We start from the raw sequence: 26,804 nt of genomic DNA on the forward strand, positions 1-26,804 counted from the left end.
GAGCGCGCGATGACCACGGAGAGCACCGAACAGGTCGCGAAGACGGCCGAAGGACTCCGGTACTCCACCGGCTTCGGCAACGAGCACAGCTCGGAGGCGGTCCCGGGCGCGCTGCCGCACGGCCGCAACTCCCCGCAGCGCGCGCCGCTGGGCCTGTACGCGGAGCAGTTGAGCGGGAGCGCGTTCACCGAGCCGCGCGCCCACAACCGCCGGTCGTGGCTGTACCGGATTCGCCCCTCGGCCGCGCATCCGGCGTTCACCCGGATCGACAACGGCGCCGTCCGTTCCGCGCCGTTCACCGAGACGGTCCCGGACCCCAACCGGCTGCGCTGGAACCCGCTGCCCGACCCGGCTCCCGGAACGGACTGGCTCGCCGGCCTCTGGACGCTCGGCGGCAACGGCGACGTGACCCAGCGCGCCGGCATGGCCGTGCACCTCTACCACGCCAACACCTCCATGGACCGGGTCTTCAGCGACGCCGACGGCGAGCTGCTGATCGTCCCCGAGCGCGGCGGGCTCCTCCTCCGCACGGAGATGGGCCTGCTCGCCGCCCGCCCCGGCGACATCGCGCTGATCCCCCGCGGGGTCCGCTTCCGGGTCGAGCTTCTCGACGAGACGGCCCGCGGATACGTGTGCGAGAACTACGGCGCGCCCTTCCAGCTCCCCGACCTCGGCCCGATCGGCGCCAACGGCCTCGCCCATCCCCGCGACTTCCGCGCGCCCGTGGCCGCCTACGAGGACGTCGAGGGGCCGGTCGAGGTCGTCAACAAGTTCTGCGGCAACCTCTGGTCGGCGACCTACGGCCACTCCCCGCTCGATGTGGTCGCCTGGCACGGCAACCACACCCCGTACGTCTACGACCTGCGCCGCTTCAACGTCATGGGGACGATCTCGTACGACCACCCGGACCCGTCGATCTTCACGGTGCTGACCTCACCGACGGACACCCCCGGCCTGGCGGGCGTCGACTTCGTCGTGTTCGCCCCGCGCTGGCTGGTCGGCGAGGACACCTTCCGGCCGCCGTACTTCCACCGCAACGTGATGAGCGAGTACATGGGCCTGATCGAAGGCGCCTACGACGCGAAGGCCGAGGGCTTCGTGCCGGGCGGCGGCTCGCTGCACAACATGATGTCCGCCCACGGGCCCGACCGGGAGACCTTCGACCGGGCGAGCGCGGCGGAGCTGAAGCCGCAGAAGGTCGACGACGGTCTCGCCTTCATGTTCGAGACCCGCTGGCCCGTCACCGCCACCGGCCAGGCGGCGAACGCCGACCATCTGCAGAGCGGCTACGACGACGTGTGGCAGGGTCTTGAGCGCCACTTCCGGTCGTAGTACGGAGAAACCGTGACCGCCTTCGCTCCCGACTCGCTGATCCTGAACCGCAAACTGCCGCTCTGGTACCAGGTCTCGCAGTCCCTGCGCGCCTCGATACTGGGCCGCACGCCCGACGCCTCGCTGCGGCTGCCCACCGAGGAGCAGCTCGCCGCCCACTACGGCGTGAGCGTGCTGACCATGCGACAGGCCCTCAAGGAGCTGGAGCAGGAGGGGTTGATCAGCAGGCACCGGCGGCGCGGCACGTTCATCGAGCCGGGGGCCCGGCGCTCCACCCCGCGTCGGCTGCTCGGCTCGATCGACGCGATCGTGGCCCAGCAGTCGGGCGAGCGGACGACGGTCCTCGGCCACGGCCCCGAGCCGGTGCCCGGTGAGCTCGCCGAGTACTTCCCCGACGACTCGGAGGTGGTCGCCTACCGCAGGCTGCGCTGCGACGGGGAGACCGGTGAGCCCACCAACTGGGCCCGGAACTGCGTACGTCCGGATGTGGCGGCCGGACTCGACCCGGCCGATCTGGAGCGCTGGCCGATGACGAAGGTCCTGCGGGACGTGGTCGGCGTCCGGATCAGCCGGATCACGGACACGGTCGAGGCCCGCCTCGCCGACCCGGAGACGGCGGCCCTCCTCGAGGTCCCGCTGCTCTCACCGATCCTGCACTACACGGGCGTGACCTACGGCGAGGACGGCCGGGTGGTGGACGTGGCGCGCATCCAGTACCGGGGCGACCGGTTCTCCTTCACGGTGACGGTCGAGTCCCACTGAGCCGGCGGCCCGGCGGGCGGGAGGCCCTGCTGCGCGGCCCCGGGGCCGCTCATTAGCATGCGGCGGGTGACCGAAGACCCGCGGACGGACGAGGTGCCGCTGCTCGACGAGCTCATGCCGTGGTCCGTGGCGCCGCTGCGGTTCGGCCGGTCCTGGGTGGTAGCGCCGGACGTGCGGACGCTGCGCGCCCGTTGGGAGCGGCTGGTCGGGGCCGAGGGGGAGGAGCGGGAGCGGCTCTTCCGGCCCAGCCGGGCGCGTACGCCGGCGAGTTCGGTGGCCGCGCTCCCGGGGCAGGCGACCGGCACCGGCCGGTTCGCGCGGGAGTCCGGGCCCTGTCCGGCGCCTGTGCGGATCGCGCACGGGCCGTTCGACGAGCAGTGGCTGATCCCGGACCACCGGCTGATCGACACCGCCCGGCCCGAGCTGTGGCGCGTCGCCGACGGGCGTCAGCTGTTCGCCGTCGAGCAGGGGTACGTGCCGGGCACCGGTTCCGGCACGGCCGGTCCCGCCCTGCTGGTGACCGCGGCTCTGCCCGACGGCCGCTCCCCCGCCGGCCGGCCCGGCCGGATCCGTCCGCTGTTCCGGCGCCCCGGCGGCCTGGAACCGAACGTCGCACCCGGTCTCCTGCCCCTGCTGAGCGAGCGGTACGGGCACGAGGTCGCCGCCCACGACCTGCTGGCCTGGGCGGTGGCGGCCGCACGCCCCTCCCCCACCGGCTGCCGTGTCCCGCTCCCCGAGGACCCGGCCGTCTGGCTCGCGGGCGTGGAGCTGGGCCGGCGGCTGACCGGCATTCAGCTACGCGGCGCCCGCGGGGGTGACAGGCCCCGGCTGCCCGGCGGCCGGCGGCCCTATGTGCGGGCGGCGATTCCCGCCCGGCCGACGACGCTCGCGTACGACCCCGGGGAGGAGGCCCTGGACCTCGACGGGGGACGGATCTCGCCGGTGCCCGCCGAGGCGTGGGAGTTCCATGCCGGGGGCGTACGCGTACTGGAGCAGTGGTTCGCGCGCCGGACCGCGCCGGCCGAGCCGGGGAGCCTGGAGGCGATCGGGCCCGCGACCTGGCCGCAGGAGTGGACCTCGGAACTCCTGGAACTGATCACCGTCCTCGCCCTGCTGGCCCAGCGGGAGCCGGAGCGCGCCGCCCTCGACGCCGGGCCGCGCCTGACGCGCGGCGCCCTGCGGGAGGCCGGCGTGCTGCCCGTACCGGACCGGGCACGGCGCCCGGCGTCCGTCCTGGACCATCAGGAGGAGGGCCCGGAGGGCCAGTTCGCCCTGCTCTAAGGCGCCCTCACCGCCCTATCCGCCTACGCCGCCCTATCCCCGTACGAACGAGTCCAGCGCCCGCCCCAGCGTCCGCTCGAAGACCTCGTCCGGGTCGAGGCGTTCGACACCACCCTCCCCCAGGACGGCGGCCAGGCGCGGGTACGCGCCGCCCGCGAGCCGGCGGGCGAGGTAGGCGGCGCGCACGGCCTGTTCCTGCTCTTCGGACCAGGGCAGTCCACGGGCGCGCTCGGCGAGGGCGAGTTCGTTGGCGACGATGGTCATCACGGTGCCGTTGACGGTCGCGATCAGCTCCAGTTTGGTGCCGCCGGGCAGGTCGAGCCCGTCGAGGCAGGCCAGACAGGACTCCAGGAACCGCAGGGCGTTGGGCCCGAAGGCGTACCCCGTCGTCATCAGCCGGATCACCCAGGGATGGCGGCGCAGGATCGCCCGGGCCTGGCGGCCCACCTCGAGCATGTCCGCGCGCCAGTCGCCGCTGGGCGGATCGGGAAGGACGTACTCGCCGCTGACGGCGTCGACCATCAGCTCGTACAAGTCCTCCTTGCGCGGCACGTAGTTGTAGAGCGACATGGTGCCGCAGCCGAGATCGGCCGCGAGTCGGCGCATCGAGAGCGCGTCGATGCCGTCCTCGTCGGCGATGCGCACCGCGGCGGCGACGATGTCGTCCCTGCTGTACGCCGGTCTGGGACCTCGGCCGGTGCGCTCGGGGCGCGCCCAGATCACTTCGGGGTCGGCCGCTCGGCCCGCCATGGATCATCACCTCACCCCCATCCTAGTTACGTACACCGTACGTAGTGCGCTATGGTCACACCATGACAACTACGTACGCTGTACTTAGTGAGGGTCTGTCGAAGCGGTACGGCGAGGTCTCCGCCCTGCGCGGTCTCGATCTGGCCGTGCCCGAGGGCACGGTCTGCGGCGTCCTCGGCCCCAACGGAGCGGGCAAGACCACGGCCGTACGGGTGCTGACCACGCTGCTCAGGCCCGATGCGGGCAGCGCTCGCGTGGCGGGGAGGGACGTGGTGCGCGACCCGGCGGGTGTCCGGGAGCGGATCGCCGTCACCGGGCAGTACGCGTCGGTCGACGGCGACCTCACCGGCGCCGAGAACCTGCGGCTCTTCGCCGGGCTGCTGCGTGCCCCGCGCGGCCGCGCCGACGAACTCCTGGAACGCTTCGGGCTCACGGAGGCCGCCGGCCGGCCGGCCCGGACGTACTCGGGCGGCATGCGCCGCCGCCTCGATCTGGCCGCGAGTCTGCTCGTACGGCCGCGGGTCCTCTTCCTCGACGAGCCGACGACCGGGCTCGACCCGCACAGCCGGGGAGAGATCTGGGACGCCGTGCGGGAATCGGCCTCCCAGGGCACGACCGTGCTGCTGACCACGCAGTATCTGGAGGAGGCCGACCAGCTCGCCGACGACATCGTGCTCATCGACGGAGGACGGGCCGCCCACCGGGGCACCCCGTCCGAGCTCAAGGCGATGCTCGGCAGCCGGGCGGAGGTGGTCGTCGCCGATCCCGCCCTGCTGCACGCCGCCGCTGCCGTCCTGGACCAGCTCACCGGCTCCGTCCCGACGCTGGACGCCGAGCGCCGCACGGTCGGAGCGGTGACCACCGACATCACGCTCACCCTCCCCCGGATCGTCCGCGAGATCGACGCGGCGGGCGTCCACATCGTCGACGCCACCCTGCGTCCGCCCACCCTCGACGAGGTGTTCCTGCGCCTCACGGAGCGGCCCGACGCCCCCACCCCCTCCCCCTTGAGGAGCTGATCGCATGAGCGCCCTCGTCCACGACGGCACCTACATCCTCGGCCGCCATCTGCGACGGGTTCGGCACGCCCCGGCCATCCTCGTGATGACGCAGACGATGCCGATCGTCTTCCTCCTCTTCTTCGGTTACGTCTTCGGCAGCGCGCTCGCCATGCCCGGCGCCGAGTACCGGGCGTATCTGGTGCCCGGTCTGCTCGTGGCGACGGCGGCGGGCGGGCTGATGACGGGGATGTTCCAGGCCGCCCAGGACGCGCACCGGGGGGTGACGGACCGGTTCAGGACCCTGCCGATCAGCCGGGCCGCCGTGCCGCTGGGCCAGGCGCTCGCCGACCTGGTGACCAGCGCGGTCGGCATGGTCCCGATGATCCTGGTGGGCCTCGCGATGGGCTGGCGGATCGAGGGCACGGCCCTGGAGGCCCTCGGCGCCTTCGGTCTGCTGCTGCTCTTCCGGTTCGCGACGACCTGGGTGGGCATCCTGCTGGGCCTGGCCTCCCGGAGCGAGGAGGCGGCCGGCCAGCTGGGCAGCGCCACCTTCATGCTGCCGCTGCTCTCCAACGCGTACATCCCGACCGAGAACATGGCGGGCTGGCTGCGGACGGTCGCCGAGTGGAACCCCATCTCGGCGGTGACGACGGCGGTCCGCGAGCTCTCCGGCAGCGCGGCGCACGTGCCGCCGGACGCCGCCTGGCCGGTGGCGCATCCGGTGGCGGGCGCCCTGCTCTGGTCGCTGGCGCTGGTCGCGCTCTGCGCTCCGGCGGCGGTACGGCGGTACGGGCGCGGCTGACCGCACCCCGGCCGGCCCCGGCCTCGCGGGACGCGGGCCGCGGTGACGGCGGCCCGCGGGTGAGAAGGGCCGCAGTGACAAGCGCGGCTCGGCAGGGTAGGCAGGGCTTCCATGAGCACTCAGCCACTCCCCCTAAAGGGGATCACGGTCGTCGCCGTCGAGCAGGCGGTCGCCGCTCCCTTCGCCACCCGCCAGCTCGCCGATCTCGGCGCCCGGGTCGTCAAGATCGAGCGCCCCGACGGCGGGGACTTCGCCCGCGGGTACGACACGGCGGCCCGGGGGCTCGCGTCGCACTTCGTGTGGTGCAACCGGGGCAAGGAGTCGGTGGCCGTCGACCTCAAGGACGCGCGGGGGCTCGCGCTCGTCCGCCGGCTGGTCGCCGGCGCCGACGTCTTCGTACAGAACCTGGCGCAGGGGGCGGCGGCGCGGCTGGGTCTGGACGCGGCCACGCTGTGCGCCGCCCATCCGCGGCTGATCGCGGTGGACGTCTCGGGGTACGGGCCGGGCGGGCCGTACGCGCACCGGCGGGCGTACGACATGCTGGTGCAGTGCGAGGCCGGTCTCGTGTCCGTGACCGGGACCGAGGAGCGGCCGGTCAAGTCGGGGATCCCGGCGGCCGACATCGCCGCGGGGATGTACGCGTACGCGGGTGTGCTCGCCGCGCTGGTGCGGCGCGGGACGACGGGGCGCGGCGGGCCGGTGGAGGTGTCGCTGCTGGACGCGCTGGCCGAGTGGATGGGGCATCCGCTGCATCACGGGATGCATGGGGGGACGCCTCCGGCGCGTACGGGCCTGGCGCACGCGGTCATCGCGCCGTACGACGCCTATCCGACGGCCGACGGGAGCCTGGTGCTGCTGTCCGTGCAGAACGACCGGGAGTGGCGGCGGCTCGCCGAACAGGTCATGGGCCGGGCGGAGCTCGCGGACGATCCGGCGTTCGCGACCAACGCGGCCCGGGTGGCCGGCCGGGAGAGGACGGACGCGGTGGTCGCCGCCGCGCTGGCGCCGCTGACGGCGGCGGAGGCGCTGGCCCGGCTGGACGCGGCGGGGATCGCCTGTGCCCGGCTGAACACGGTGGCGGATCTGGCGGAGCATCCGCAGCTCGCCGCGCGCGACCGCTGGCGGTCCGTGGACTCGCCGGTGGGGCCGCTGCGCTCACTGCTGCCGCCGGTCGTCTTTCCCGACGGTCCGGAGCCGGGGATGGGCCGGATCCCCGCGCTGGGCGAGGACACGGAGCGGGTTCTCGGGGAGTTGGGGGTCACTTCGGCCGAGCTGGGGGTGCTTCGAGCGGAGGGTGTCGTGGCCTGACCAGGCCGGTCGGTACCTGAGCGCGGAGGTGGGGGTTGTGCGCACCTCCCCCGGGCTTTCGTCCGGGGGAAGCCCCCCGGCCCGGCGGAACGTGTGCCCACAACCCTTCCGGTGGGCCTGCTGGGCCTGCTGCTTTAGCCTCGGCTGCCGAACAGCGAGCGGCGCAGGCGTCGCAGGGGCGCGAAGAGCGAGACGCGCGCGCTCTTGCTGCGACGGCTGTGCGTGACGTCACGTGTCGTGAGTTCGCGCATCAGCAGCGTCGCCTCGGCCGCCTCGCGCTGTGGCACGGCGGGACCGCCGAGTACCGCGAGATGGCGGTCGAGCCGCGAACTGGTCGCGCCGCTCCCGCATGTGATGGCAGGCACTCGCGGCCTGCTGCGCATTGCTATCTGTTCCATGTCACTCCCCACCCAAACGAGGGCACCCGGCCCGGGCAGGTTAACCCTATCGCCCCGTCTCGACACCCGTGTATCCCGGCGGTGGTATTCACCGCACTCGTACGGGGGTTGACGGTTACTGTCCGAATCCAGCTGATTCCAGGGCGAGTTGGACAGCGCTCGAACACCTGCCGAACTGTCAGGAACCATCCTGCACGCAAGGACGTCACCCACGGTCATCTGACGGAGTGTGATCTCCGCCACCAAGATCACCGGACCTCCTTCCGCCGGAGTTCGAAGTACCCGGCCCGGGGGCAGAAATGCTCCACCGGGCCAACGACGGACAGGGGACACGCCATGACCGTGATCGCGGGTCGGTACCGGCTCCTGGACATCCTGGGCGAGGGCGGGATGGGCACCGTCTGGCGCGCCAGGGACGAGGCCCTCGGCCGCGAGGTCGCCGTCAAGGAGGTCCGCGCCCCGGTCGGGACACCCGCGGGCGAGGAGGGCCGACTGTACGCGCGGCTGGAGCGCGAGGCGTGGGCGGCGGCCCGGATCTCGCACCGGAACGTGGTGACGGTGTACGACGTGGCCACTGACGGCGGCCGCCCCTGGATCGTGATGGAGCTGATCCGCGGGCTCACCCTCTCCGAAGTCCTGGACGCGGAGGGCCCGATGCCCCCGCGGCGCGCCGCGAGCATCGGCGCTGAGGTGCTGGCCGCGCTGCGTGCCGCGCACGGGGCCGGGGTGCTGCACCGGGATGTGAAACCCGTCAACGTCCTGCTGAGGAACGACGGTCGGGTCGTACTGACCGACTTCGGCATCGCGACGGTGGAGGGCGCCTCGACGCTCACGGTGCCCGGCGAACTGGTCGGGTCGCCCGAATTCCTCGCTCCTGAGCGGGCCTTGGGAGACACGCCCGGTCCGGCGTCCGACCTGTGGTCGCTCGGCGTGCTGCTCTACGCCTCGGTGGAGGGCAACTCCCCCTTCCGCCAGGACACTCCGCTGAGCACCCTGCGGGCCGTGGTGGACGAGGAGCTTCCGCCGCCCCGCAGAGCCGGCCCGCTGGCCCCGGTGATCGAGGGGTTGCTGCGCAAGGAGCCCGATGAGCGGCTCACCGCCGAGGAGGCGGAACGGCAGCTGCGCCTGGTGGGCGCGGGCCGAGCGCCGGAGCCGGGGACGCTACGGGCGGAGCCGTACGGTCCGGTCGTTCGCGCCGACACCTCCGACATGCCTCCGCCCCTGCCCTTTCTCTCGTCCACCGCGCCGCTCTCCCGGAGCCCCGCGACGGGTGCGGGGACGTCGTCCGGCCGGGGGCGGCGGTCGGGGCGCGGCGGGCCGCTGCTCGCCGTGGCGATCGCGCTGCTGCTCGCCGCGATCGCGCTGGCGTACTGGCTGTTGCGGAACGAGGATCGGATCGGCGCCACGGGCAAGGGCGGCGGGCCCACGAGCAGCGCGCCCGGAGCGAGCTCTCCGCCGGCGAGCACCACGAGCGCCCCGTCGAGCGGCTCGCCCTCGGCCACCCCGACGACCACCGCGACCACGTCCCCGCCCGCTACGACGACCACGACCGCGACAGCGACCACGACCGTGACCGCCACGAGGACGAACACCGCCACCGGGACCACCGCGCCGCCGTCCCCGTCGGTCCTGGTGTACGTGACGGCCGTACGCGGCGGTTACAGCGGGCCGTGTCCGCCACCGGCGGCCAAGGCCCCTGCCTTCTCCGCCACGTTGATGGTGGGGCGAACCCCCGCGTCGGTGGAGTACCGCTGGGTCACGGAGAGCGGGGAGACCTCGGCGGGCGGCTGGCGGACGCTGGAGTTCGCGGCGGGCGGTCCGGAGCGGCGGAGGGTCGACCACACGGAGCTGACGTACCGGGCGGGCGACACGCGGCGCGACCGGATCCGGGTGGAGGTCCGCGAGCCGGTGGAGACCCGTTCGTCCTGGGTGCGGTTCTCGGTGACCTGTGAGCAGGCGACCCCGACGGGCGGGGCCGCCTCCCCGGGCGGGCCGACTACACCACGTTCCTGAAGCTGGGCAGGTAGCCGCCGGACTGTCCGGCGGCAGTGGGGTGGTACGACTCGCCGATGTTGCTCCAGTTGACGCTGTGCAGCCAGGACGAGCCGGAGCAGATCTCGTGTCCGGTGAAGGCGGGGACGACGCTCGCGAAGGTGTAGCCGTGGTCGGCCGCGCGCTTGGCGGTGGCCGCGTTGAGGTGGTCGGCACCGCCGTTGATGGCGCGGCGCTCGTTCTCGGTCAGCCCGGCGATGCAGCTGCCGCCGATCTTGTAGAAGCGGGGGTAGCCGAGGACGACGACGCGCGCGTTCGGGGCCTTGGTTCTGATCGCCGAGTACACGGAGTCGAGCTTTCCGGGAAGCGTGGTGTCGACGTAGCTCTTGGCTTGATTCACGCGGTTGATGCAGCTGGCCTCCGACTGGAGGACGCAGGTGGTCATGACGTCGGCGAAGCCGGCGTCGTTGCCTCCGACGGTGATGGAGATCAGGTCGGTGGCGGCGGAGAGGGGTCCGAGCTGCCCGCTCGTCACATCTCCCGTCCGGGCGCCCGAGCAAGCGGTGAAGGAGAACGAGGAGGGCGAGTTGGCGTTCGCCCACAGGACGGGGAAGGCGCGGGTGGAGCGCTTGCAGTTGCCGCTTGCGCTGTCGTAGCTCCCGGCTCCGACGCCGGAGGAGTAGGAGTCGCCCAGCGCCACGTAGTCGTGGGCGGCGGTTTCGGCGGCCTGCGCGGCCCCAGCGCCGGTGAGGGCGAGGACGGCGCCGAGCAGGAGCGAGGACGAGACGGCCGCGAGACGGGACAGTTTCATGGAACCTCCCTGGTAGCAGGACCTCTGCTGTTACTAGGTAGTAGCAGCGTGAACGATCCGCTGGAAGTGTCCATGCCAAGAACATTTGGCGAGAACCTGCCGACCGCCCGTCAGGCACCGCTCGAATCAGGCCACCTGGCGATCCGACAGGTCGGCCGGCTCCCGGTCGGCCGCGGGGCGTCTCCAAAACACTGTGCGCTCGATGCGCGATTGCCGGATCATGGGCGCCATGTCTGCCACCCCCGCGGAGCCCGCCACCTCGTCGGATTCTCGTGATCCGGTTCCAGTTGACGCTCCGTCCGCCGTCGATCCGTCAGAGCCCGAACGAGCGCTGCCGATCCGGCTCAACGTCGACGACAGCGACTCGCCCGCCGATGTCGTCGACGCGCTGTTCCTCGGCCGCTTCGCGACGGGCGAGCAGCCGCACTCCCACAGCACCACCCTGGACCGGGTCAAGCCCGCCGCGACGCTGCTGCCCGCCGGGGCGAAGGTGCTGCGCGCGGCCAAGGACGACGACCGCAGCGCCGTGCTCGCCGAGGGCGACGGCTGGACCCTGCTGATCTCGCGGTGGAACCGGGGCGCGGACGTCACGGTCACGGCGACGGGCGCGGAGCTGGCGGAGAAGGTCCTCAAGGAGGCGACGGACGGGGCGAGGGACGAGCCGGAGCCCCTGCCGGAGAACGTGACGATGGGCTTCTGGTACGTGTCGCCGCGCCGCGGCCCGCACCGCACGACGCGTCAGATCAGCGCCGGCACATGGGAGGAGATCCGGCCCAACTACACCGCGCCGGTCGCCGAGGCGATGGACCGGCTGATGAAGGTCACGCCGGACGACATCGCGGGCAGGCTGCTGCTGCTCCACGGGCCGCCGGGAACGGGCAAGACGTCCGCGTTGCGGACGCTGGCCCGCTCGTGGCGTGACTGGTGCCAGGTGGACTGCGTCCTGGACCCGGAACGGCTCTTCAACGACGTCGGCTATCTGATGGACATCGCGATCGGCGAGGACGAGGGCACGGCGAAGGGACGGTGGCGCCTGCTGCTCCTGGAGGACTGCGACGAGCTGATCCGGGGCGAGGCGAAGCACACGGCGGGACAGGCGCTGTCGCGGCTCCTGAACCTGACGGACGGTCTCCTCGGCCAGGGGCGCAACGTCCTCGTCGGCGTCACGACCAACGAGGACCTGGAGCGCCTCCACCCGGCGGTGGTCCGGCCCGGCCGCTGCCTGGCGCGGATCGAGGTGGGCGGCCTGACCCACGCCGAGGCGCTCTCGTGGCTCGGCGGGGATGCCCAGGGCCGGGAAAGCCTCGGCCACGAGGGCGCCACGCTCGCGGAGCTGTTCGCGCTGCGCCGGGGCACGGCTCCGGCCGGCGTCCCGGAGTCCCGCCGACCGGACGCGGGGCTGTACCTGTAGACGCGGGGCTGTACCTGTAGACCGGGGCTGTACCTGTATGGCCTCTCTTTCAGGGCCTCTCCTTTTGGGATCAGGCCAGGCCGCCGGCTCCCCCGCTCACGCCCCGTACGCCGCCCGCAGGGCCTCGTCCACCGCGCCGCGGGCCGCCTCGCGGGTCAGGCCCAGGCGCCGCGCCTCCTCCGCGAAGGCCGCCGCCGCCGTCGCCGCGCGGCGCTGCGCCGCGTCGCCCGCCGCCGCGACGAACGTGCCGTGCCGGCCCCTCGTCTCGATCACACCGTCCGCCTCCAGCGCCTTGTACGCCTTGGCGACCGTGTTCGCCGCCAGGCCCAGGTCCTCCGCCAGACCCCGTACCGTCGGCAGTTTGTAGCCGACCGGCAGCGCGCCGGAGCGGGCGCGCTCCGCGATCTGGGCGCGCAGCTGTTCGTACGGGGCGGTCGGGGAGCCCGTGTCCACGGTGATTCGCAATGTCACGGGCCGATTCTGCCCCCGCCGCACGGAAAAATGGGAGGCGGCCCCACCGCCGCCGGACGTAGCGTGCGGCACCATGACTGTGATCGTGCGCGATGTACGGCCCGAGGACCCCGAGGACGCGGCGGGCTTCGCCCGGGTCCGGCGGGCAGCGCTCCCCTGCATGCTCGGCAATGCCGCACAGGTGGCCTTCGATTGGGCGCACGCCCATCCCGACGCCCATGAGCGGCCTCTGGTCGCCGAGATCGACGGGGAGATCGTCGGCTGCTCGCAGCTCGGCATCGCGTACGACGCCCCCGAGCCCGGCATCGGCTCGGTCAACATCTACGTCCACCCGGAGAAGCGGGGCCGCGGCGCCGGCACGCTGCTGCTGCGGGCCTCCGAGGAGCACCTCGCGGCGGCCGGGGCGACCACGCTCTACAGCTGGGTGCTCGACGAGCCGGGGTTCCGCGCCTTCGCCGAGAGGCACGGGTACGCGCCGAGCCGGTCCGCACACTTCCTCCGCCTCGACCTGGCGGGAGCCGAGCTGCCCCCGCTCCAGGAGCCGCCCGCCGGTGTCGAGTTGCGGACGGCCGCCGAGTTCGCCGCCGACCCCCGTCCGCTCTTCGTCCTCGACGCGCTGACCACGGCGGACGAACCGGGTGACGTCGGCGCCCAGCTCACGGACTACGAGCACTGGCTGGCGACCACCTGGCACCACCCCCTGCTCGACCGCGAGCTGACCACCGTCGCCGTCGTGGACGGACGGCCCGCCGCCTTCACCGCCGCGCAGACCGACGGCGCCGGCCGGTACGGCTCGGGAATGACCGGCACCGACCCCGCGTTCCGGGGCCGCGGCCTGGCCAAGCTCGCCAAGAACCACTCCCTGCACCGCGCCCGCGCCGCCGGCTGTACGGAGGCGTTCACCGGGAACGACGCCGGGAACGGGCCGATGCTGGCCATCAACTCATGGTTCGGATACGAGATCTGCGCGACGGAGGTACGCCATGTCCGCACGCTTGGTTGATGTGGTGCTCGTGAAGGCGGGGCGGACGAAGATCCGTTACCCGGCGGACGTCCTCGCCGACGACGGCACCCGGCTCACGGTCCGCGCCCCCTGGGCCGCCGAGGGGGTACGGGACTTCGGCTTCGTACGGTTCGAGCCGGGCGACGTCCTCGTCGAGCACTACTGGCGCGACCGCTGGTACGCGGTCAAGGAGGTCCGCTCGGCGGACGGCGCCCTGAAGGGCTGGTACTGCGACATCACCCGGCCCGCCGCGATCGACGGGGAGGGCGGTGAGGTGGTGGTCGAGGACCTCGACCTGGATCTGTGGGTGTCGGCGGACGGCAGCGAGGTGCTGCGACTCGACGAGGACGAGTTCGCGGCGAGCGGCCTCACCACCTCCGACCCTGAGGCGGCCGCCTGTGCGGTCGTCGCCCTCGACGAACTGGAGGTCCTCGGCCGCGAGGGCCTGCTGGAACTCCTGGGTTGCGGCCACGACACCGGGTCGGCGCGGATCCTGGGCTGAGGCCGCGACGCCGGGACGGCGCAGGCGGGCTGCCCTGCGGTGCCGCCTCCGGAACTCACGCCGTCCCGGGCGGGTGGAGGAGCGGGGACACGCGCTTGCGGTAATGGATGCGGTCGTACGGCCCGTCCAGGCGGCGCTCGGTGATCTCGTAGCCGTACCGCTCGTACAGCTTCTGGTTCTCCCACATCATCGCGTTGGTCAGCAACCGCACCTCCGGCAACCCCAGTTCCCGGGCGTGCGTTTCGACCCAGGTGAGCAGGGTGCGGCCGAGGCCCGTGCCCTGGGCGTCCGGGTGGACCGCGATCTCGTCCAGGTAGAGGTGGTCGGCCTCGGGGATCACCACCACGAGGCCGAGCACCGGGTTCCCGACGACGAACACCCTCCCCGCGGCCACGTTCGCCGCGTGGTCGTACTCCATCGGCGCCGGTACGAGACCGATCCGTTCGATGTAGTGCCGGAAGGCCGCGTCGGTCACGGACTTCACGGCGGGCACGTCGGCGGGGACCGCGAGGCGGGGGATGGTGTCTGTCATGCCGTCACGTTACGACGGCGCTTGATCACCTTCTTCAGCAGCGGCCAGGCCAGCAGGACCACGACGACCGCGTACACGGTGACCGAGAACGGGGTGTCGACAAGCCCGGTCAGGGAGCCGTCGCTGATCTGCAGCGCGCGGCGGAGCTGCTGTTCGGCGGCCGGGCCGAGGATGACGCCGATGACGGCCGGCAGGACGGGCAGTCCGTAGCGCCGCATGCCGAGGCCGATGAGGCCGATGACCAGCAGGATCACCAGGTCGAGCGCCTCGCCGCCGACCGCGTAGGCACCGACGGCCGCGAAGAAGAGGATGCCGGCGTAGAGGTACGGGCGCGGGATGCGCAGCAGCTTGGCCCAGACGGGGGCGAGCGGCAGGTTGAGGGCGAGCAGCAGGACCATGCCGACGAAGAGCGAGGCGATCAGGCCCCAGACCAGGTCGGGTTCGCGCTCGAAGAGGAGCGGGCCGGGCTGGATTCCGTACTGCTGGAACGCGGCGAGCATGACGGCCGCGACGGCGGTCGTCGGCAGCCCCAGGGTGAGCATGGAGACGAGTGTGCCGGCGGCGGAGGCGGAGGCGGCGGACTCGGGTCCCGCGACGCCTTCGATGGCTCCCTTGCCGAACTGGTCCTTGTGCTTGGAGAGGCGCTTCTCGGTGACGTACGACAGGAAGGTCGGTATCTCGGCGCCGCCGGCCGGGATCGCGCCGAACGGGAAGCCGATGAGGGGGCCGCGCAGCCAGGACTTCCAGGTGCGCCGGACGTCGTCCCTGCCGAGCCACGGCCGTCCGACGGGGATGGCCTCGCCCGTGGTACGGCGCAGATGGGCCGCGACCCACAGCGCCTCGCCGATGGCGAAGAGGCCGACCGCGACGATGACGACGTCGACGCCGTCGGCGAGCTGGAGCGAGCCGAAGGTGAGGCGCTGCTGGCCGGTCATCTGGTCGAGACCGATCAGGCCGATCGTCAGGCCGATGAGGAGCGAGGCAAGACCGCGGATGCGGGAGGAGCCGAGGACGGAGGTCACCGCGATGAAGGCGAGGACCATGATGGCGAAGTAGTCGGGCGCGCCGATGTCGACGGCGAGCGCGGCGACGGTCGGGGCGAGGGCGACGAGCAGCAGGGTGCCGATCATGCCGCCGGTGAAGTGGCCGATGGCGGCCGCCGCGAGCGCCTGTGCGCCACGGCCGGCCTTGGCCATGGGGTTGCCCTCCATGGCGGCGACGACGGCCGCGCTCTCGCCGGGGGTGTTGAGCAGGATGGAGGTGGTGGAGCCGCCGAACATGGCTCCGTAGTAGATGCCGGCGAACATGATGAAGGCGCCGGTGGGTTCCAGTCCGTAGGTCACCGGGAGCAGCAGGGCGACCGCCATGGCGGGGCCGATGCCGGGCAGGACGCCGATGGCGGTGCCGAGGAGCACGCCGATGGCGGCCCACAGCAGGTTCATCGGGGTGAGGGCCGTACCGAAGCCGTCGATGAGCGAGTTGAGTGAGTCCATGGGTCAGAGCACTCCCATCAGCGGGCCGCCGGGCAGCGGGACTCCGAGCAGGTTGTTGAAGACGATGTACGTGAGGAGCGAGAGGCCTGCGGCGATGAGGGGGTCGCGGTGGAGGTGGCGGCTGCCGAGCGCGTAGGCGGCGCCCCAGAAGAGGAGTGCGCCGGCGACGGGGAAGCCGACGGGGTCGATGAGGACCGCGAAGGCGAGGAAGACGCCGGCGAGCAGCAGGACCGTGCGCCAGTCGCTGGGCTCGGAGAGGTCGACGTCCTCGCCGCCCTCGGCTTCGCCGCGCCCGCCGCGCAGGACGTCGGCCGCGAGGAGGACGGCGACGAGGAGGAGGCCGGCGCCGACGACGAGCGGGACGGTCCTGGGGCCGACGGGGCCGCGCTGGGTGAGGTCGACGGACATGGTCAGGGCGTCGGTGAGGACGAGGACGCCGATGACGAGGAGGAGAAGGCTGACGCCGAGCTCGGAGTGCTCGCGCAGCCAGCCGGACCGCTTCTCGGCGGGGGTGCCGGTGGGGGTGTCGGTGGGGGTGTCGGTGGGGTTTCCGGTGGGAGTGCTCACAGACCCAGCTCCTTCAGTACCGACGCGACCTGCTTGTCCTGCTCGGCGAGGAAGTCGCCGAACTTCTCCCCGGGCAGGAAGGCGTCGTGCCAGCCGTTCTTCTTCAGCGACTCCCGCCACTGCGGAGAGTCGTGCAGCTTGGTCACCAGGCCGACGAGCTTGTCCCGCTCGGCGTCGGAGAGGCCGGGCGGGGCGACGATCCCGCGCCAGTTGGTGAACTCGGTGTCGAGCCCGGCCTCCCGGAGGGTGGGGGCGTCGAGCCCGGGGACGCGCTCGGGGCCGGTCACGGCGAGGAGGCGCAGCTCGCCGGATCTGATCTGGTCGAGGTACTCGCCGACGCCGGAGACGCCGAAGGCGACCTTGTCGCCGAGGATGGAGGCGAGGAGCTCGCCGCCGCCGTCGAAGGGGATGTAGTTGACGCTCTTCGGCGCGATGCCGGCGGCCTGGGCCATGAGCATCGGCGCGAGGTGGTCGGGTCCGCCGGGCGACGAGCCGCCGCCGACGGGCAGCTTGCCGGGGTCCTTCCGCCAGGCGGCGAGAAGCTGCTGGATGGTCCGGTACGGGGAGTCCTTGCCGACCACGACGATGTCCGGCTCCTCGGTGAGCCGGGCGATCGGGGTGGTGTCGGTGAGGGTCTTCGGGGTCTTGTTGGTGTGGACGGCTCCGACGACGCCGAGGCCCATGGACATCGCGAGCCGGCCGTTGCCGTGCTCTCCGACGAGCCGGGTGAGGCCGACGGTGCCACCGGCGCCGGGCAGGTTGAAGACCTCGATGTCGGTGGTCAGACCGGCGTCCTCGGCGTTCTTGGCAGCGGTGCGGGCGGTGATGTCGTATCCGCCGCCGGGCGTGTTGGGGACCATGAACCGCAGGCCGGGGATCTGCGTGCCGGTGTCGGAGCCGCTGCCGGTGGAGAGCAGCGGCGGCCCCACGAGCACCAGCAGCGCCGCCCCGAACAGGGCGAGGGGAGTGCGTAGACGCACGTGTGCCGCCTCTCGGGTAGATGGAGTGAAGTGGCCCACATGTTGCCCGCGCGTTAAGAAGCTGTCTCTCTTCCGCAATCAACGGACGTTGTGGTCCTTGTGGTCGCGACCTAGCGTGGCGGCGTGACAAAGGTGCTGGTGGTGGACGACGACTTCATGGTCGCGAAGCTGCACAGCCGTTATGTGTCGGCCGTGGACGGCTTCTCCGTCGTCGGTGTGGCGCACAGCGGCGCCGAAGCGCTGCGCGCGGCCGACCTGTTGCGTCCCGATCTGGTGCTGCTCGACATCTTTCTGCCCGATATGGACGGGATCAGCGTGCTTCGGGAGCTGCGCGGGGCGGGCCTGGGGGTCGACGCGCTGTTCATCACGGCGGCGCGGGACGCGGGCACGATCCGCTCGGCGCTGCGGGCGGGGGCGCTGCACTATCTGATCAAGCCGTTCAACCAGGCCGCCCTGCAGGAGCAGCTGCGGCACGTGGCGTCGCTGCGCAGCCGCCTGGAGGAGTTGGACGAGGCCCGCCAGGAGGACGTGGACCAGATCTTCGGGACCCGCCCGCCGGGTTCGCGGGAGCTCCCGAAGGGGCTGGCGGCGCCGACGGCCGAGCTGGTGGACGGCATCCTCCGGGCGCATCCGGAGGGCCTGTCGGCGACGGAGTGCGCGGAGGCGGGCTCGTTGTCCCGGGTCAGCGCCCGGCGCTATCTGGAGTACTTCGCGGAGACGGGCCGCGCGGAGATCACCCTGCGGTACGGGGGGACGGGGCGGCCCGAGCGGCGTTACCGCCGGCTGGGCTGAACAGGCGGGCTCGTCGGCGGGGCGGGGCCCGCACTTCGGGCACTTTCCCCGTTCGGCTCCGTACGGGCTCGGGCGGCTCCGGCTTCGGACGGCCTCCGCTCCTTCGGGCACCTTCCCGTTCGGCGCCACCCAGGTCCGCTCGGCTCCGGCTTCGGTTCGACCTCCGCTCCACTCGGCCGCGTTCCGGCCCCGCTCCGGTTTCCGTTCCGGCGCCGTTCCCTCCGCTTCCTGAGCGGCTTCTTACTCCCGCCTTAAGGCGACCATAAAGATCGCCACCCACCGCTCCCAGCAGCGTTTTTCGCGGTTTCGACGGGCTAGCTTGCTGAGCGCCGGGCCGGTCCGGGCCGTCGGTGCCGTAGCTCTCGGGGGGCTGCGCCGCCGGGCCGGACCGCCCCAGCGCGTTCCCGCGTCAGCGCCTCGCGCCTCCACGCGTCCCCCCACCGGCCCCGTCGAAGGAGTTGCTCCGACATGACCACTCGCCGCAAGGCCTCCACCGCTCTCGTCCTCGGCATCGCGCCGCTCGCGCTCGCCGGTCTCGCCGCCGCCCCGGCCTCCGCGCACGGGTCGATGACGGATCCGGTGAGCCGGGTCTCGGCCTGTTACGCCGAGGGGCCGGAGAGCCCGAGGTCCGCCGCGTGCAAGGCGGCCGTCGCGGCGAGCGGGGCGCAGGCGTTCTACGACTGGAACGCGGTGAACATCGCCAACGCGGCCGGCAAGCACCGCGAGCTGATCCCGGACGGCGCGTTGTGCAGCGCCGGCAACGACAAGTACCGGGGCCTCGACCTGGCACGCGCCGACTGGCCGGCGAGCCGGCTCGACTCCGGTGCGCACCGCTTCCGTTACAAGGCGACCGCGCCGCACCGGGGTTCCATCGAGCTGTACGTCACCAAGGACGGCTACGACCCGTCGAAGCCGCTGAGGTGGTCGGACCTGGAGGAGAAGCCGTTCGCGACGGTGACCGACCCGAGTCTGGAGGGCGGCGACTACGTCTTCGACGGGACCGTGCCACGGAAGTCCGGCCGGCATCTGATCTACTCGATCTGGCAGCGCTCCGACTCCCCCGAGGCGTTCTACACCTGCTCCGACGTCGTCTTCGGCCGGGACGGCGGCGGTACGGCCCCGGCGCCGTCCGCGCCCACCGACGAGCAGATCGAGGACGGCAAGGACGAGTCGTCGGTCGAGCACGGCGGGCACGGGGACGACAAGGCGGAGACGGGCGCGAAGGAGACCGCCGCCGCCCCGGCCTCGGCGCCGGCCGCGCCGGCCCCGTCCGAGCCCGCCACGCCGACCGAGCCGACCACGCCGACCTCACCGAACGGGCCGGCGCCCGCCGGTGCGGCCGCCGACGGTCCGGGCGAGAGCCTCGCCGCGACCGGGGGCGACGCCATGACCCCGTACCTCGCGGTCGGCGGCGCCGCCGTCCTGGCGATCGGTGCGGCGGTGCTCTTCGCGACGGTCCGCCGCTCGTCGCCGCAGGCAGGCCGCCGACACGGCCGCTGACACAGCCGCTGGCTCCTAGGGAGTGTCCGGAAAGTATCGCCGTCCGCCCGGAGGGCGGGGTCTGCGGCGTCCGGTGCGTGCGATCGCGAGGCGGCCGGAAGCCCTCGTAGCGGAGCTACTTGGGCTTGTGGCCAACGCAGCGACCGCGCGTGCAGGGCGTCGCGGACCAGGCGAGACTTTCCGGACACGACCTAGGTCGTGTCCGACCCCTAGCCGACCACGGACGCGCAGGTGGTCGGGGTCGCGTGGGCCGGGTCGAGGGCGTTGGCCACCTCGTGGAACGTGACCCGGTCCACCGTCCCGATCGCCACGTGCTCCGAGAGGTCGAGCGCGCACTTGTCCTGGATGAGGACGTTGGTGACGTGCTCGCCGTCGAGGAACTGCGAGCGGTACGGGGTGACGACCTGGTCGTACCTGGTGGCGATGACCGTGTACGTGACGCCCGGCACGGTGTCCCCGCCCTCGTTGAGCCGGGTCAGGAACGGGGAGCCGGCGATCTGGTCGGCGAGAGCGGGTGTCTTCTCGCTGATGAGGTCCTCGGCGCCGGGGAAGTACGGCAGCAGCGCGGTGAGGCCGAGCAGGGTCGTGCCGTGGTTGTCGGGGGCGATCCCGACGAGCGCGTTGACCTTCTCGGCCCCGCCGAGGAACTTGAGGTAGTGGCGGGGCATCATGCCGCCCTGGGAGTGGCCGACGAGATCGGCCTCGGCGGCGCCGGTGGCCGCGAGCACCCTGTCCACGTACGCGTCGAGCTGTTCGGCCGACTTCTCGATCGGGCCGAGACCGTGGAAGAACGGCACGTTCGGCAGCCGGCCGTAGTCGAGCGAGAAGACGCAGTACCCGCGCTGGACCAGGTACGGGGCGAGGAACAGCCAGTTGTCGACGGAGTTCCCGAAGGTGCCGTGGACGAGGACGACCGGGCGCGGGTGCGCGGCGGAGGGCTTGCAGGTGAAGTCGTTCCAGCCCCGGCTCACGGTGGTGGCGGCCGTGGTGGCCTGGGCCGAGGCGGTGGGGGCGAGGGTGGCGGCGGCGGTCAGCAGCAGGACCGACACGGCTCTGAGCGCGTGCTTCCAGGGCAGCATCGTGCGATCTCCTTGCGGCTCAAGGGAAACCTGGGACGAGCGACGGCAGCGAGCCCTGCGGTCCGGACCACAGGTGGGGATGCTCTGCTCATGCCAAGCTACGCACGAGTAGTCTTTACTGGGAAGTTACGCGTCGGTAAAAACTGACTTCTCGTCAATAAGGAGTAACGGCCGGGCACCGGGCGGCCTTCGGGTCCGCCGTCGGCGGGGCCATGGGCCGCGGCGTCAGGCCGCCAGAGGCCCCCGCCCCTGGGCCAGCGAGCCCGGCAGCACCGCCCGCGGACCGAACTTCGCCCGCGCCCGGTCCGCCACCGCTTCGATCCGCCGGGCCTTCTCGTCCCCCGGGTCGAAGGTCAGCTGGTGCGCGGCCCCCTCGGCGGGTGCGAGCCCCTCCGCGCGCAGCGCGATCCCCCGCACCCGCGCCCGCTGCAGCCCGAACGACTCGTGGACCGCGTACGCGAGGGCGGTGAGCGCCGCCGAGTGCGCGGTCGGCTCACGCAGCGTACGGGTACGGCTGCTGGTGGACCGGTCCGCGTACCGCACGGTCACCGTCAGGGAGCGGCACACCTGTTTCTCCGCCCGCATCCGGGCGCCCAGCTCCCCGGCGAGCGAGAGCAGCGCCCGGCGCTGCGCCGACGGGTCCAACTCGTCGCGGTCGAAGGAGCGTTCGGCGGCCATCGAGCGGGAGAGCGCGTTCGGTACGACCGGGGTACGGTCGACGCCCCGCGCCCGCTCCCCCAGTTCGCGTCCCGTCTTCGCGCCGACCAGGCGCTGGAGCACGGCGAGCGGCGCGTCCGCGACCCGGCCGATGGAGTCGAGTCCGTACGCGCAGAGGGTACGGGCGGTGGCGCGGCCGACCCCGTCGAGCGCGGCGACCGGGCGGTCCCGCAGGAAGCCCTCCGGATCCTCGACGACCAGGGTGGCTCCGGGGCGGGCCTCGCGGGCGGCCATCCGGGCCAGCATCGGGTTGGGACCGGCCCCGATGACGCAGTCGACGCCGTACAGGGCGAGCGCCCTGACCCGTACCACCGAGGCCAGTTCCGCCGGGCTCCAGCCGAAGTAGCGCAGCGCGCCGCGCACGTCGGCGAGCAGGGTGTCGGGCGGGGTGGCCTCGACGACCGGGGTGAACTCGCCGAGCAGCTCCACCAGTCGCGGCAGCATCGGCTCGACCCCTCCGCTTTGGAAAGGCGTGGGCTCCAGCCGGAACCGTACACAGAGGATCATCCCGCGCTCCCCGGACTGCTGTGCCACAACTTCCGCGACGGGGTCGCCGCGCCCTCGCCGGCCGGCTGGAGGTCCGCCCAGGGGTTCATCTCGTACCCCGTCGACATCCTGATCCGGCGACCGCTGTCGGTGGTCTTCCCCTCGGTGGCCTTCCCATCGGCGTTCTCCCCATCGGCGTTCTTCTCGCCGGTGCCCTCCGGCCGGGAGGCGAGCCGCTCCCCCACCGCCTCCAGACCTCCGGTCGCCCGCAGCTCCACCAGCTCCGCGAGGTTCCAGGCCGCGGACCCGACCACGCTGAGGCTGCGCGGGCCGCGCCGCTGCACCACGCCCCGGACGAGCAGCAGCCAGGAGTGGAAGACGGTGTGCGCGCAGGCCTCGTGGGAGTCGTCGAAGAAGGCGAGGTCGACCAGGCCCGTGCCGTCGTCGAGCGTGGTGAAGATGACCCGCCTGCCGGAGCGGATCGGCGGAGTCTGGGTGGCCGCCTTCGCGCCCGCGACCAGGACGGTCTGCCCGTGCGGAGCCTCGCGCAGCCGCTTGGCGGAGACCACGCCGAGCTCCCGCAGGAAGGCGTGGTGGTCGCCCATGAGATGGCGGGAGGCGTCCATGCCGAGGACGCCCAGCTCGGCGCTGAGCCGCTCCGACTCATCGAGGTCGGGCAGACCGATGGGGGCCGTCTTGCGCCCCTGGGCGAGCGGCAGTTGACCGCCGTAGGAGGCGGCTCCGCGCTGGACGCGGTGCAGTTCGGTCAGGTGCAGCAGCAGGTCACGCCGGTTGGCGCCGAAGGCGTCCAACGCGCCGACCTGCGCGAGCCGTTCGGCCACCGGCTTTCGCGGCCTGGCCCGCTCCCAGAAGTCGAGCAGCGAGGCGTAGGGCTGTCCGGCCTCGATCCGCTCGCTCTCCGCCTCGCTGATGCCGTGGACGTCGGCGAGGGCGAGCCGGAGGCCCCACACCTCCGGCGACTCAGACACCAGTTCGATACGGTGGGCGGCCGCCGACCGGTTCACGTCCAGCGGCAGCACCGGCACCCCGCGCCGCCGCGCGTCCGCGAGCAGCAGCCGCTTCGGGTACATCCCCGGGTCGTGGGTGAGCAGCCCGGCGTAGAAGGCCGCCGGGTGGTGCGCCTTGAGCCAGGCCGACTGGTACGTGGGGACGGCGAAGGCCACCGCGTGCGCCTTGCAGAAGCCGTACGAGCCGAACGCCTCCACGATCTCCCAGGTGCGGGTGATCGTCTCGAGGTCGTACCCCCGCCGCGCGGCCCGCTGGGCGAACCAGACCTTGATCCGCCCCTCCGACTCGGGGTGCGACAGTCCGCGCCGCGCCTGGTCGGCCTCGCCCCGGCCGCAGCCGGTCATGATCCGCACGATCTCGATGATCTGCTCGTGGAAGACGACGACGCCGTACGTCTCCTTCAGCGCGCCCTCCAGGTCCGGGTGCGGGTAGCGGGCGGGGGCCCGGCCGTGGCGGGCCTCGATGAACGGCCTGACCATGTCGGCGGCGACCGGGCCGGGCCGGAAGAGCGAGATGTCGACGACGAGGTCGTGGAAGGTGGCGGGCTGGAGCCGGCCGACCAGGTCGCGCTGGCCGGGCGACTCGATCTGGAAGCAGCCGAGGGTCTCGGTGGACTGGATGAGCCGGTACGTCTTCGGGTCGTCCGGTTCGACCTGCTCCGGGTCGTCGAGGTCCACCCGTTCGCCCGTCGCCCGCTCGATCTCGGCGACGGCATGGGCCATGGCGGACTGCATCCGCACCCCGAGGACGTCGAGCTTGAGCAGCCCGAGGTCCTCCACGTCCTCCTTGTCGAACTGGGACATGGGGAATCCCTCGCCGCTGGTGGGCACGACGGGGGTACGGGTGAGCAGCGAAGCATCCGAGAGCAGCACCCCGCACGGGTGCATGGCGGTCCCGCGCGGGAGCTTGTCGAGGGCCTCGACCAGCTCCCAGAGCCTGCCGTACTTCTGCCTCTCACCGGCGAGTTCGCGCAGCTCGGGCAGTTCGTCGAGGGCGGCGAGCGCGTCCCGGGCCCGGATGTGCGGGAACGCCTTGGCGATCCGGTCGATCTCGGCGGGGTCCATGGACAGGGCCGCGCCCACGTCCCGTATCGCGTGGCGCACCCGGTAGGTCTCGGGCATGGCGACGGTGGCGACCCGCTCGGTGCCGAAGCGGTCGATGATCGCGCGGTAGACCTCCAGACGGCGGGCGGACTCGACGTCGATGTCGATGTCGGGCAGGGCGGTGCGGTTCTTGGACAGGAAGCGCTCCATCAGCAGCCCGTGCTCGACCGGGTCGGCGTGGGCGATGCCGAGGAGGTGGTTGACGAGGGAGCCGGCGCCGGAGCCGCGGGCGGCGACCCGGATCCCCATCTTCTTGATGTCGTCCACGACTTGGGCGACCGTCAGGAAGTAGGTGGCGAAACCGTGGTGGTCGATGATGTCCAGCTCGCGGTGCATCCGGTCCCAGTAGGCGCGGCGCTTGTCGTAACCGCGCAGCACCATGCCGGCGGCGGCCCGGGAGGCGAGTACGCGCTGGGCGGTGCGGTGCGCGGCGCCGACGAGGTGCGGCTCGGGGAAGTGGGCGGAGCCGATGCCGAGGTCGTCCTCCGGGTCGAGCAGGCAGTCGGCGGCGACCGCCCGGGTCTGTTCGAGCAGCCGGTGGGCGGTGTCCCGGCGGAAACCCGCCGCTTCGACGATCCGTTCGGCTGCGGCCGCCATGTCGTCCGCGCCCTTGAGCCAGGCCTCGCCGCTGTCGAGCTCCTTGCGGGGGTCGACGGGCACCAGGCGGCGGGCGGAGTCGAGGACGTCGGCGACGGGCCCCTGGCCGGGGTCGGCGTAGCGGACGTCGTTGGTGAGGACCGGGCGGACGCCCTGCTCGGCGGCGAAGCCGACGGTACGGGCGGCGAGCCGCAGCGAGCCGGGGCCCGTGCCGGACCGCCCGTGGTGGACGGCTTCCAGACGCAGCGCGTCGCCGTACCGCTCGCGCCAGGGGGTGAGCAGCCGGGCGGCCCGGTCGGGGCGGCCGGCGGCGAGGGCGCGGCCGACGTCGGAGGCGGGGCCGAGGAGCACGGTCAGACCGTCGCCGTGGTGGGCGTCCCAGGGCAGCAGGGGGCGCTCGCCCTCCGCGTGGGCGGCGGTGATCATCCGGCAGAGCGCGGCCCAGCCCTCCCGGGACCGGGCGAGGAAGACGGCGCGGGGCGCGGACTCGTCCACGAAGGCGCCCCCGCGCACGGGCACGCGGCGCGCGGAGGTCCCGGCGTTCGGGCCGCGGTCGCGCGGGCGCCCGGCACCGGCACCGGTGGGGCCCGCACCACGCGGACCGGCACCGGCATGGCCCGCGAAGCCACCGGCCGGGGCGGGGCCGGCGAGCGGGAGGTCCGCGCCGAACAGGGGGCGCACCCCCGCCGCCGCGCAGGCCTTCGCGAAGCGGACCACGCCCGCGACGGTGTCCCGGTCGGTGAGGGCCAGGGCGTCCATGCCGCGCTCGGCGGCGCGCTCGGCCAGCCGCTCGGGGTGCGAGGCGCCGTAGCGCAGGGAGAAGCCCGACGCGGTGTGCAGATGCGTGAACCCCGGCATGCGCACCTCCCGCATCGATTCGTACGTACGTTCCCACCCCCTCTCCTTCACCCTAGCCCATTTCGAACGGACGTACGATACGGCGGGCGCTCCGCTCCCCCGTCATCCGTTCGGCCCCGGCCCACCTGCGCGAACACTCCCCGCCCCGGAGCGTGGGGGCATGAGCCTCGCCGCTGAACTGAAGAGCGCCGTCACCCCGCGAGCCGCCCTGCTCGTCCTCGGCGTGTTCGCCCTCCAGCTGCTTTTCATCGCCTCCTACGTCGGGGCGCTGCACAGCCCGAAACCGAAGGACGTGCCCTTCGGCGTAGTCGCGCCGCAGCAGGTCTCCGCCCAGCTCATGGGACGGCTGGAGAAGCTTCCCGGTGGGCCGCTCGACCCCCGGACGGTCGCGGACGAGGCCGAGGCCCGGAAGCAGATCATGAACCGGGACATCGACGGCGCCCTGGTGGTGAACCCGGCCGGGACCACCGACACCCTGCTCGTCGCCTCCGGCGGCGGCACGGTGCTGTCCTCCGCCCTCGACAGGATCTTCACCGAGGTCGAGTCCGCCAACCGGCGCACGCTCCGGACCGTCGACATCGCCCCGGCCTCCAGGCAGGACTTCGACGGCCTCTCGGCGTTCTACCTGGTCGTCGGCTGGTGCGTCGGCGGCTACATCTGCGCCGCGATCCTCGCCATCAGCGCGGGCTCCCGCCCCGCCAACCGCGAGCGCGCGATCATCCGGCTCGGCGTGCTCGCCCTCTACTCGGTCCTGGGCGGCCTCGGCGGCGCGGTCATCGTGGGCCCGATCCTGGGAGCCCTGCCGGGCAGCGTCGCGGCCCTGTGGGGCCTGGGCGCCCTGGTCGTCTTCGCGGTCGGCGCGGCCACCCTGGCCCTCCAGTGCCTCTTCGGCATCGTCGGCATCGGCCTGGCGATCCTGCTGATCGTGATCGCGGGCAACCCGAGCGCGGGCGGCGCCTTCCCGCTCCCGATGCTGCCCCCGTTCTGGAGCGCGATCGGCCCGGCCCTGCCCCCGGGCGCGGGCACCTGGGCGGCGCGCTCGATCGCGTACTTCAAGGGCAACGACGTCACCGGCTCGCTCCTGGTCCTCTCGGCCTGGGCGCTCGTCGGCACCGTGATCACCCTGGTGCTCTCCTCGCTGAAGCGCGAGCCGGAGCCCGAGCGGATCGCGGACGAGGTGGTCTGAGCGGTCGAACGACCGAGCCCCGGTCGCCTGCTGGGAGGCAGGCGGCCGGGGCTCGGTGTTC

At 72.9% G+C, this 26,804-nt stretch carries 24 protein-coding genes; 13 read left to right on the top strand and 11 right to left on the bottom strand.

What is annotated here, in order from left to right; genetic code table 11:
• Positions 1–9 precede the first annotated feature (9 nt).
• The 3 genes from hmgA to ACIRB4_RS14330 are packed head-to-tail and all read left to right on the top strand — an operon-like array spanning position 10 to position 3,375.
• A complete protein-coding gene (gene hmgA, locus ACIRB4_RS14320) occupies positions 10–1,332 on the top strand; it encodes a homogentisate 1,2-dioxygenase (protein ID WP_403291094.1) in 1,323 nt (440 codons plus the stop codon).
• Positions 1,333–1,344: 12 nt separating this feature from the next.
• On the top strand, positions 1,345–2,094 hold the full coding sequence (locus ACIRB4_RS14325; RefSeq protein ID WP_403291096.1) for a GntR family transcriptional regulator: 750 nt from the start codon (positions 1,345–1,347) through the stop codon (positions 2,092–2,094).
• Positions 2,095–2,151: 57 nt separating this feature from the next.
• Entirely contained in the window at positions 2,152–3,375 is a 1,224-nt protein-coding gene (locus ACIRB4_RS14330; protein ID WP_403291097.1) for a type ISP restriction/modification enzyme, read from the top strand.
• A gap of 33 nt (positions 3,376–3,408) precedes the next feature.
• On the opposite strand, the gene ACIRB4_RS14335 is transcribed toward ACIRB4_RS14330, so the two are convergent.
• On the bottom strand, positions 3,409–4,125 hold the full coding sequence (locus tag ACIRB4_RS14335) for a TetR/AcrR family transcriptional regulator (protein ID WP_403291099.1): 717 nt from the start codon (positions 4,123–4,125) through the stop codon (positions 3,409–3,411).
• A 62-nt stretch (positions 4,126–4,187) separates the two neighbouring features.
• On the opposite strand from ACIRB4_RS14335, the gene ACIRB4_RS14340 reads away from it, so the two are divergent.
• The 3 genes from ACIRB4_RS14340 (at position 4,188) to ACIRB4_RS14350 (ending at position 7,236) form a co-directional block, all read left to right on the top strand.
• The gene (locus ACIRB4_RS14340; RefSeq protein ID WP_403291101.1) at positions 4,188–5,144 is read left to right on the top strand and encodes an ATP-binding cassette domain-containing protein; all 957 of its coding nucleotides are present in this window, start codon (positions 4,188–4,190) and stop codon (positions 5,142–5,144) included.
• Between the two features lie 4 nt (positions 5,145–5,148).
• On the top strand, positions 5,149–5,928 hold the full coding sequence (locus ACIRB4_RS14345; protein ID WP_403291102.1) for an ABC transporter permease: 780 nt from the start codon (positions 5,149–5,151) through the stop codon (positions 5,926–5,928).
• 111 nt (positions 5,929–6,039) lie between these two features.
• Complete coding sequence (locus ACIRB4_RS14350; protein ID WP_403291104.1) at positions 6,040–7,236, top strand: CaiB/BaiF CoA transferase family protein; 1,197 nt, start codon at positions 6,040–6,042, stop codon at positions 7,234–7,236.
• A gap of 134 nt (positions 7,237–7,370) precedes the next feature.
• Here ACIRB4_RS14350 and ACIRB4_RS14355 read toward each other — a convergent pair whose 3' ends face one another.
• Positions 7,371–7,634, bottom strand: a complete 264-nt coding sequence (locus tag ACIRB4_RS14355; RefSeq protein ID WP_403291106.1) for a hypothetical protein — start codon at positions 7,632–7,634, stop codon at positions 7,371–7,373.
• 336 nt (positions 7,635–7,970) lie between these two features.
• Between ACIRB4_RS14355 and ACIRB4_RS14360 the strand changes: the two genes are divergently transcribed.
• Complete coding sequence (locus ACIRB4_RS14360) at positions 7,971–9,647, top strand: serine/threonine-protein kinase (RefSeq protein ID WP_403291108.1); 1,677 nt, start codon at positions 7,971–7,973, stop codon at positions 9,645–9,647.
• Here ACIRB4_RS14360 and ACIRB4_RS14365 read toward each other — a convergent pair.
• Entirely contained in the window at positions 9,631–10,437 is an 807-nt protein-coding gene (locus ACIRB4_RS14365; RefSeq protein ID WP_403291109.1) for an SGNH/GDSL hydrolase family protein, read from the bottom strand. The genes ACIRB4_RS14360 and ACIRB4_RS14365 overlap by 17 nt on opposite strands.
• Positions 10,438–10,657: 220 nt before the next feature.
• On the opposite strand from ACIRB4_RS14365, the gene ACIRB4_RS14370 reads away from it, so the two are divergent.
• Positions 10,658–11,848, top strand: coding sequence for a DUF5925 domain-containing protein (locus tag ACIRB4_RS14370; RefSeq protein WP_403291110.1), 1,191 nt, complete (start codon positions 10,658–10,660; stop codon positions 11,846–11,848).
• 96 nt (positions 11,849–11,944) lie between these two features.
• Here ACIRB4_RS14370 and ACIRB4_RS14375 read toward each other — a convergent pair whose 3' ends face one another.
• Positions 11,945–12,319, bottom strand: a complete 375-nt coding sequence (locus tag ACIRB4_RS14375) for a GntR family transcriptional regulator (protein WP_403291111.1) — start codon at positions 12,317–12,319, stop codon at positions 11,945–11,947.
• A 73-nt stretch (positions 12,320–12,392) separates the two neighbouring features.
• Here ACIRB4_RS14375 and ACIRB4_RS14380 point away from each other — a divergent pair, with 73 nt between their 5' ends.
• Entirely contained in the window at positions 12,393–13,322 is a 930-nt protein-coding gene (locus ACIRB4_RS14380; protein ID WP_403291112.1) for a GNAT family N-acetyltransferase, read from the top strand.
• Positions 13,303–13,824: a DUF402 domain-containing protein gene (locus ACIRB4_RS14385; protein ID WP_403291114.1), complete on the top strand. Its 522-nt coding sequence runs from the start codon at positions 13,303–13,305 to the stop codon at positions 13,822–13,824. The genes ACIRB4_RS14380 and ACIRB4_RS14385 overlap by 20 nt, the downstream gene beginning before the upstream one ends.
• 55 nt (positions 13,825–13,879) lie before the next feature.
• On the opposite strand, the gene ACIRB4_RS14390 is transcribed toward ACIRB4_RS14385, so the two are convergent.
• The 4 genes from ACIRB4_RS14390 to ACIRB4_RS14405 all read right to left on the bottom strand — a co-directional run bounded on the left by ACIRB4_RS14390 (position 13,880) and on the right by ACIRB4_RS14405 (position 17,396).
• The gene (locus ACIRB4_RS14390) at positions 13,880–14,356 is read right to left on the bottom strand and encodes a GNAT family N-acetyltransferase (RefSeq protein ID WP_403291116.1); all 477 of its coding nucleotides are present in this window, start codon (positions 14,354–14,356) and stop codon (positions 13,880–13,882) included.
• The gene (locus ACIRB4_RS14395; protein ID WP_403291117.1) at positions 14,353–15,849 is read right to left on the bottom strand and encodes a tripartite tricarboxylate transporter permease; all 1,497 of its coding nucleotides are present in this window, start codon (positions 15,847–15,849) and stop codon (positions 14,353–14,355) included. Before ACIRB4_RS14395 ends, ACIRB4_RS14390 begins: the two co-directional genes overlap by 4 nt.
• 3 nt (positions 15,850–15,852) lie before the next feature.
• Complete coding sequence (locus tag ACIRB4_RS14400; protein WP_403291240.1) at positions 15,853–16,335, bottom strand: tripartite tricarboxylate transporter TctB family protein; 483 nt, start codon at positions 16,333–16,335, stop codon at positions 15,853–15,855.
• Positions 16,336–16,412: 77 nt separating this feature from the next.
• Entirely contained in the window at positions 16,413–17,396 is a 984-nt protein-coding gene (locus ACIRB4_RS14405; RefSeq protein WP_403291119.1) for a Bug family tripartite tricarboxylate transporter substrate binding protein, read from the bottom strand.
• A gap of 123 nt (positions 17,397–17,519) precedes the next feature.
• On the opposite strand from ACIRB4_RS14405, the gene ACIRB4_RS14410 reads away from it, so the two are divergent.
• Both ACIRB4_RS14410 and ACIRB4_RS14415 read left to right on the top strand, forming a co-directional pair.
• On the top strand, positions 17,520–18,188 hold the full coding sequence (locus ACIRB4_RS14410; RefSeq protein ID WP_403291120.1) for a response regulator: 669 nt from the start codon (positions 17,520–17,522) through the stop codon (positions 18,186–18,188).
• Positions 18,189–18,656: 468 nt separating this feature from the next.
• On the top strand, positions 18,657–19,688 hold the full coding sequence (locus ACIRB4_RS14415; protein ID WP_403291122.1) for a lytic polysaccharide monooxygenase: 1,032 nt from the start codon (positions 18,657–18,659) through the stop codon (positions 19,686–19,688).
• 209 nt (positions 19,689–19,897) lie between these two features.
• On the opposite strand, the gene ACIRB4_RS14420 is transcribed toward ACIRB4_RS14415, so the two are convergent.
• The 3 genes from ACIRB4_RS14420 to ACIRB4_RS14430 form a co-directional block, all read right to left on the bottom strand.
• Positions 19,898–20,767 (bottom strand): esterase/lipase family protein, encoded by an 870-nt coding sequence (locus ACIRB4_RS14420; RefSeq protein ID WP_403291124.1) that lies wholly within the window; start codon positions 20,765–20,767, stop codon positions 19,898–19,900.
• Positions 20,768–20,992: 225 nt separating this feature from the next.
• Complete coding sequence (locus ACIRB4_RS14425; protein WP_403291126.1) at positions 20,993–21,991, bottom strand: DNA polymerase thumb domain-containing protein; 999 nt, start codon at positions 21,989–21,991, stop codon at positions 20,993–20,995.
• Positions 21,988–25,557: a DNA polymerase III subunit alpha gene (locus ACIRB4_RS14430; RefSeq protein WP_403291128.1), complete on the bottom strand. Its 3,570-nt coding sequence runs from the start codon at positions 25,555–25,557 to the stop codon at positions 21,988–21,990. The genes ACIRB4_RS14425 and ACIRB4_RS14430 overlap by 4 nt, the downstream gene beginning before the upstream one ends.
• Before the next feature lie 160 nt (positions 25,558–25,717).
• On the opposite strand from ACIRB4_RS14430, the gene ACIRB4_RS14435 reads away from it, so the two are divergent.
• Complete coding sequence (locus tag ACIRB4_RS14435) at positions 25,718–26,743, top strand: ABC transporter permease (protein ID WP_403291130.1); 1,026 nt, start codon at positions 25,718–25,720, stop codon at positions 26,741–26,743.
• Positions 26,744–26,804: the final 61 nt, after the last annotated feature.

Origin of the sequence: Streptomyces sp. NPDC093600, assembly GCF_044764755.1 — a bacterium.
Classification (GTDB): domain Bacteria; phylum Actinomycetota; class Actinomycetes; order Streptomycetales; family Streptomycetaceae; genus Streptomyces.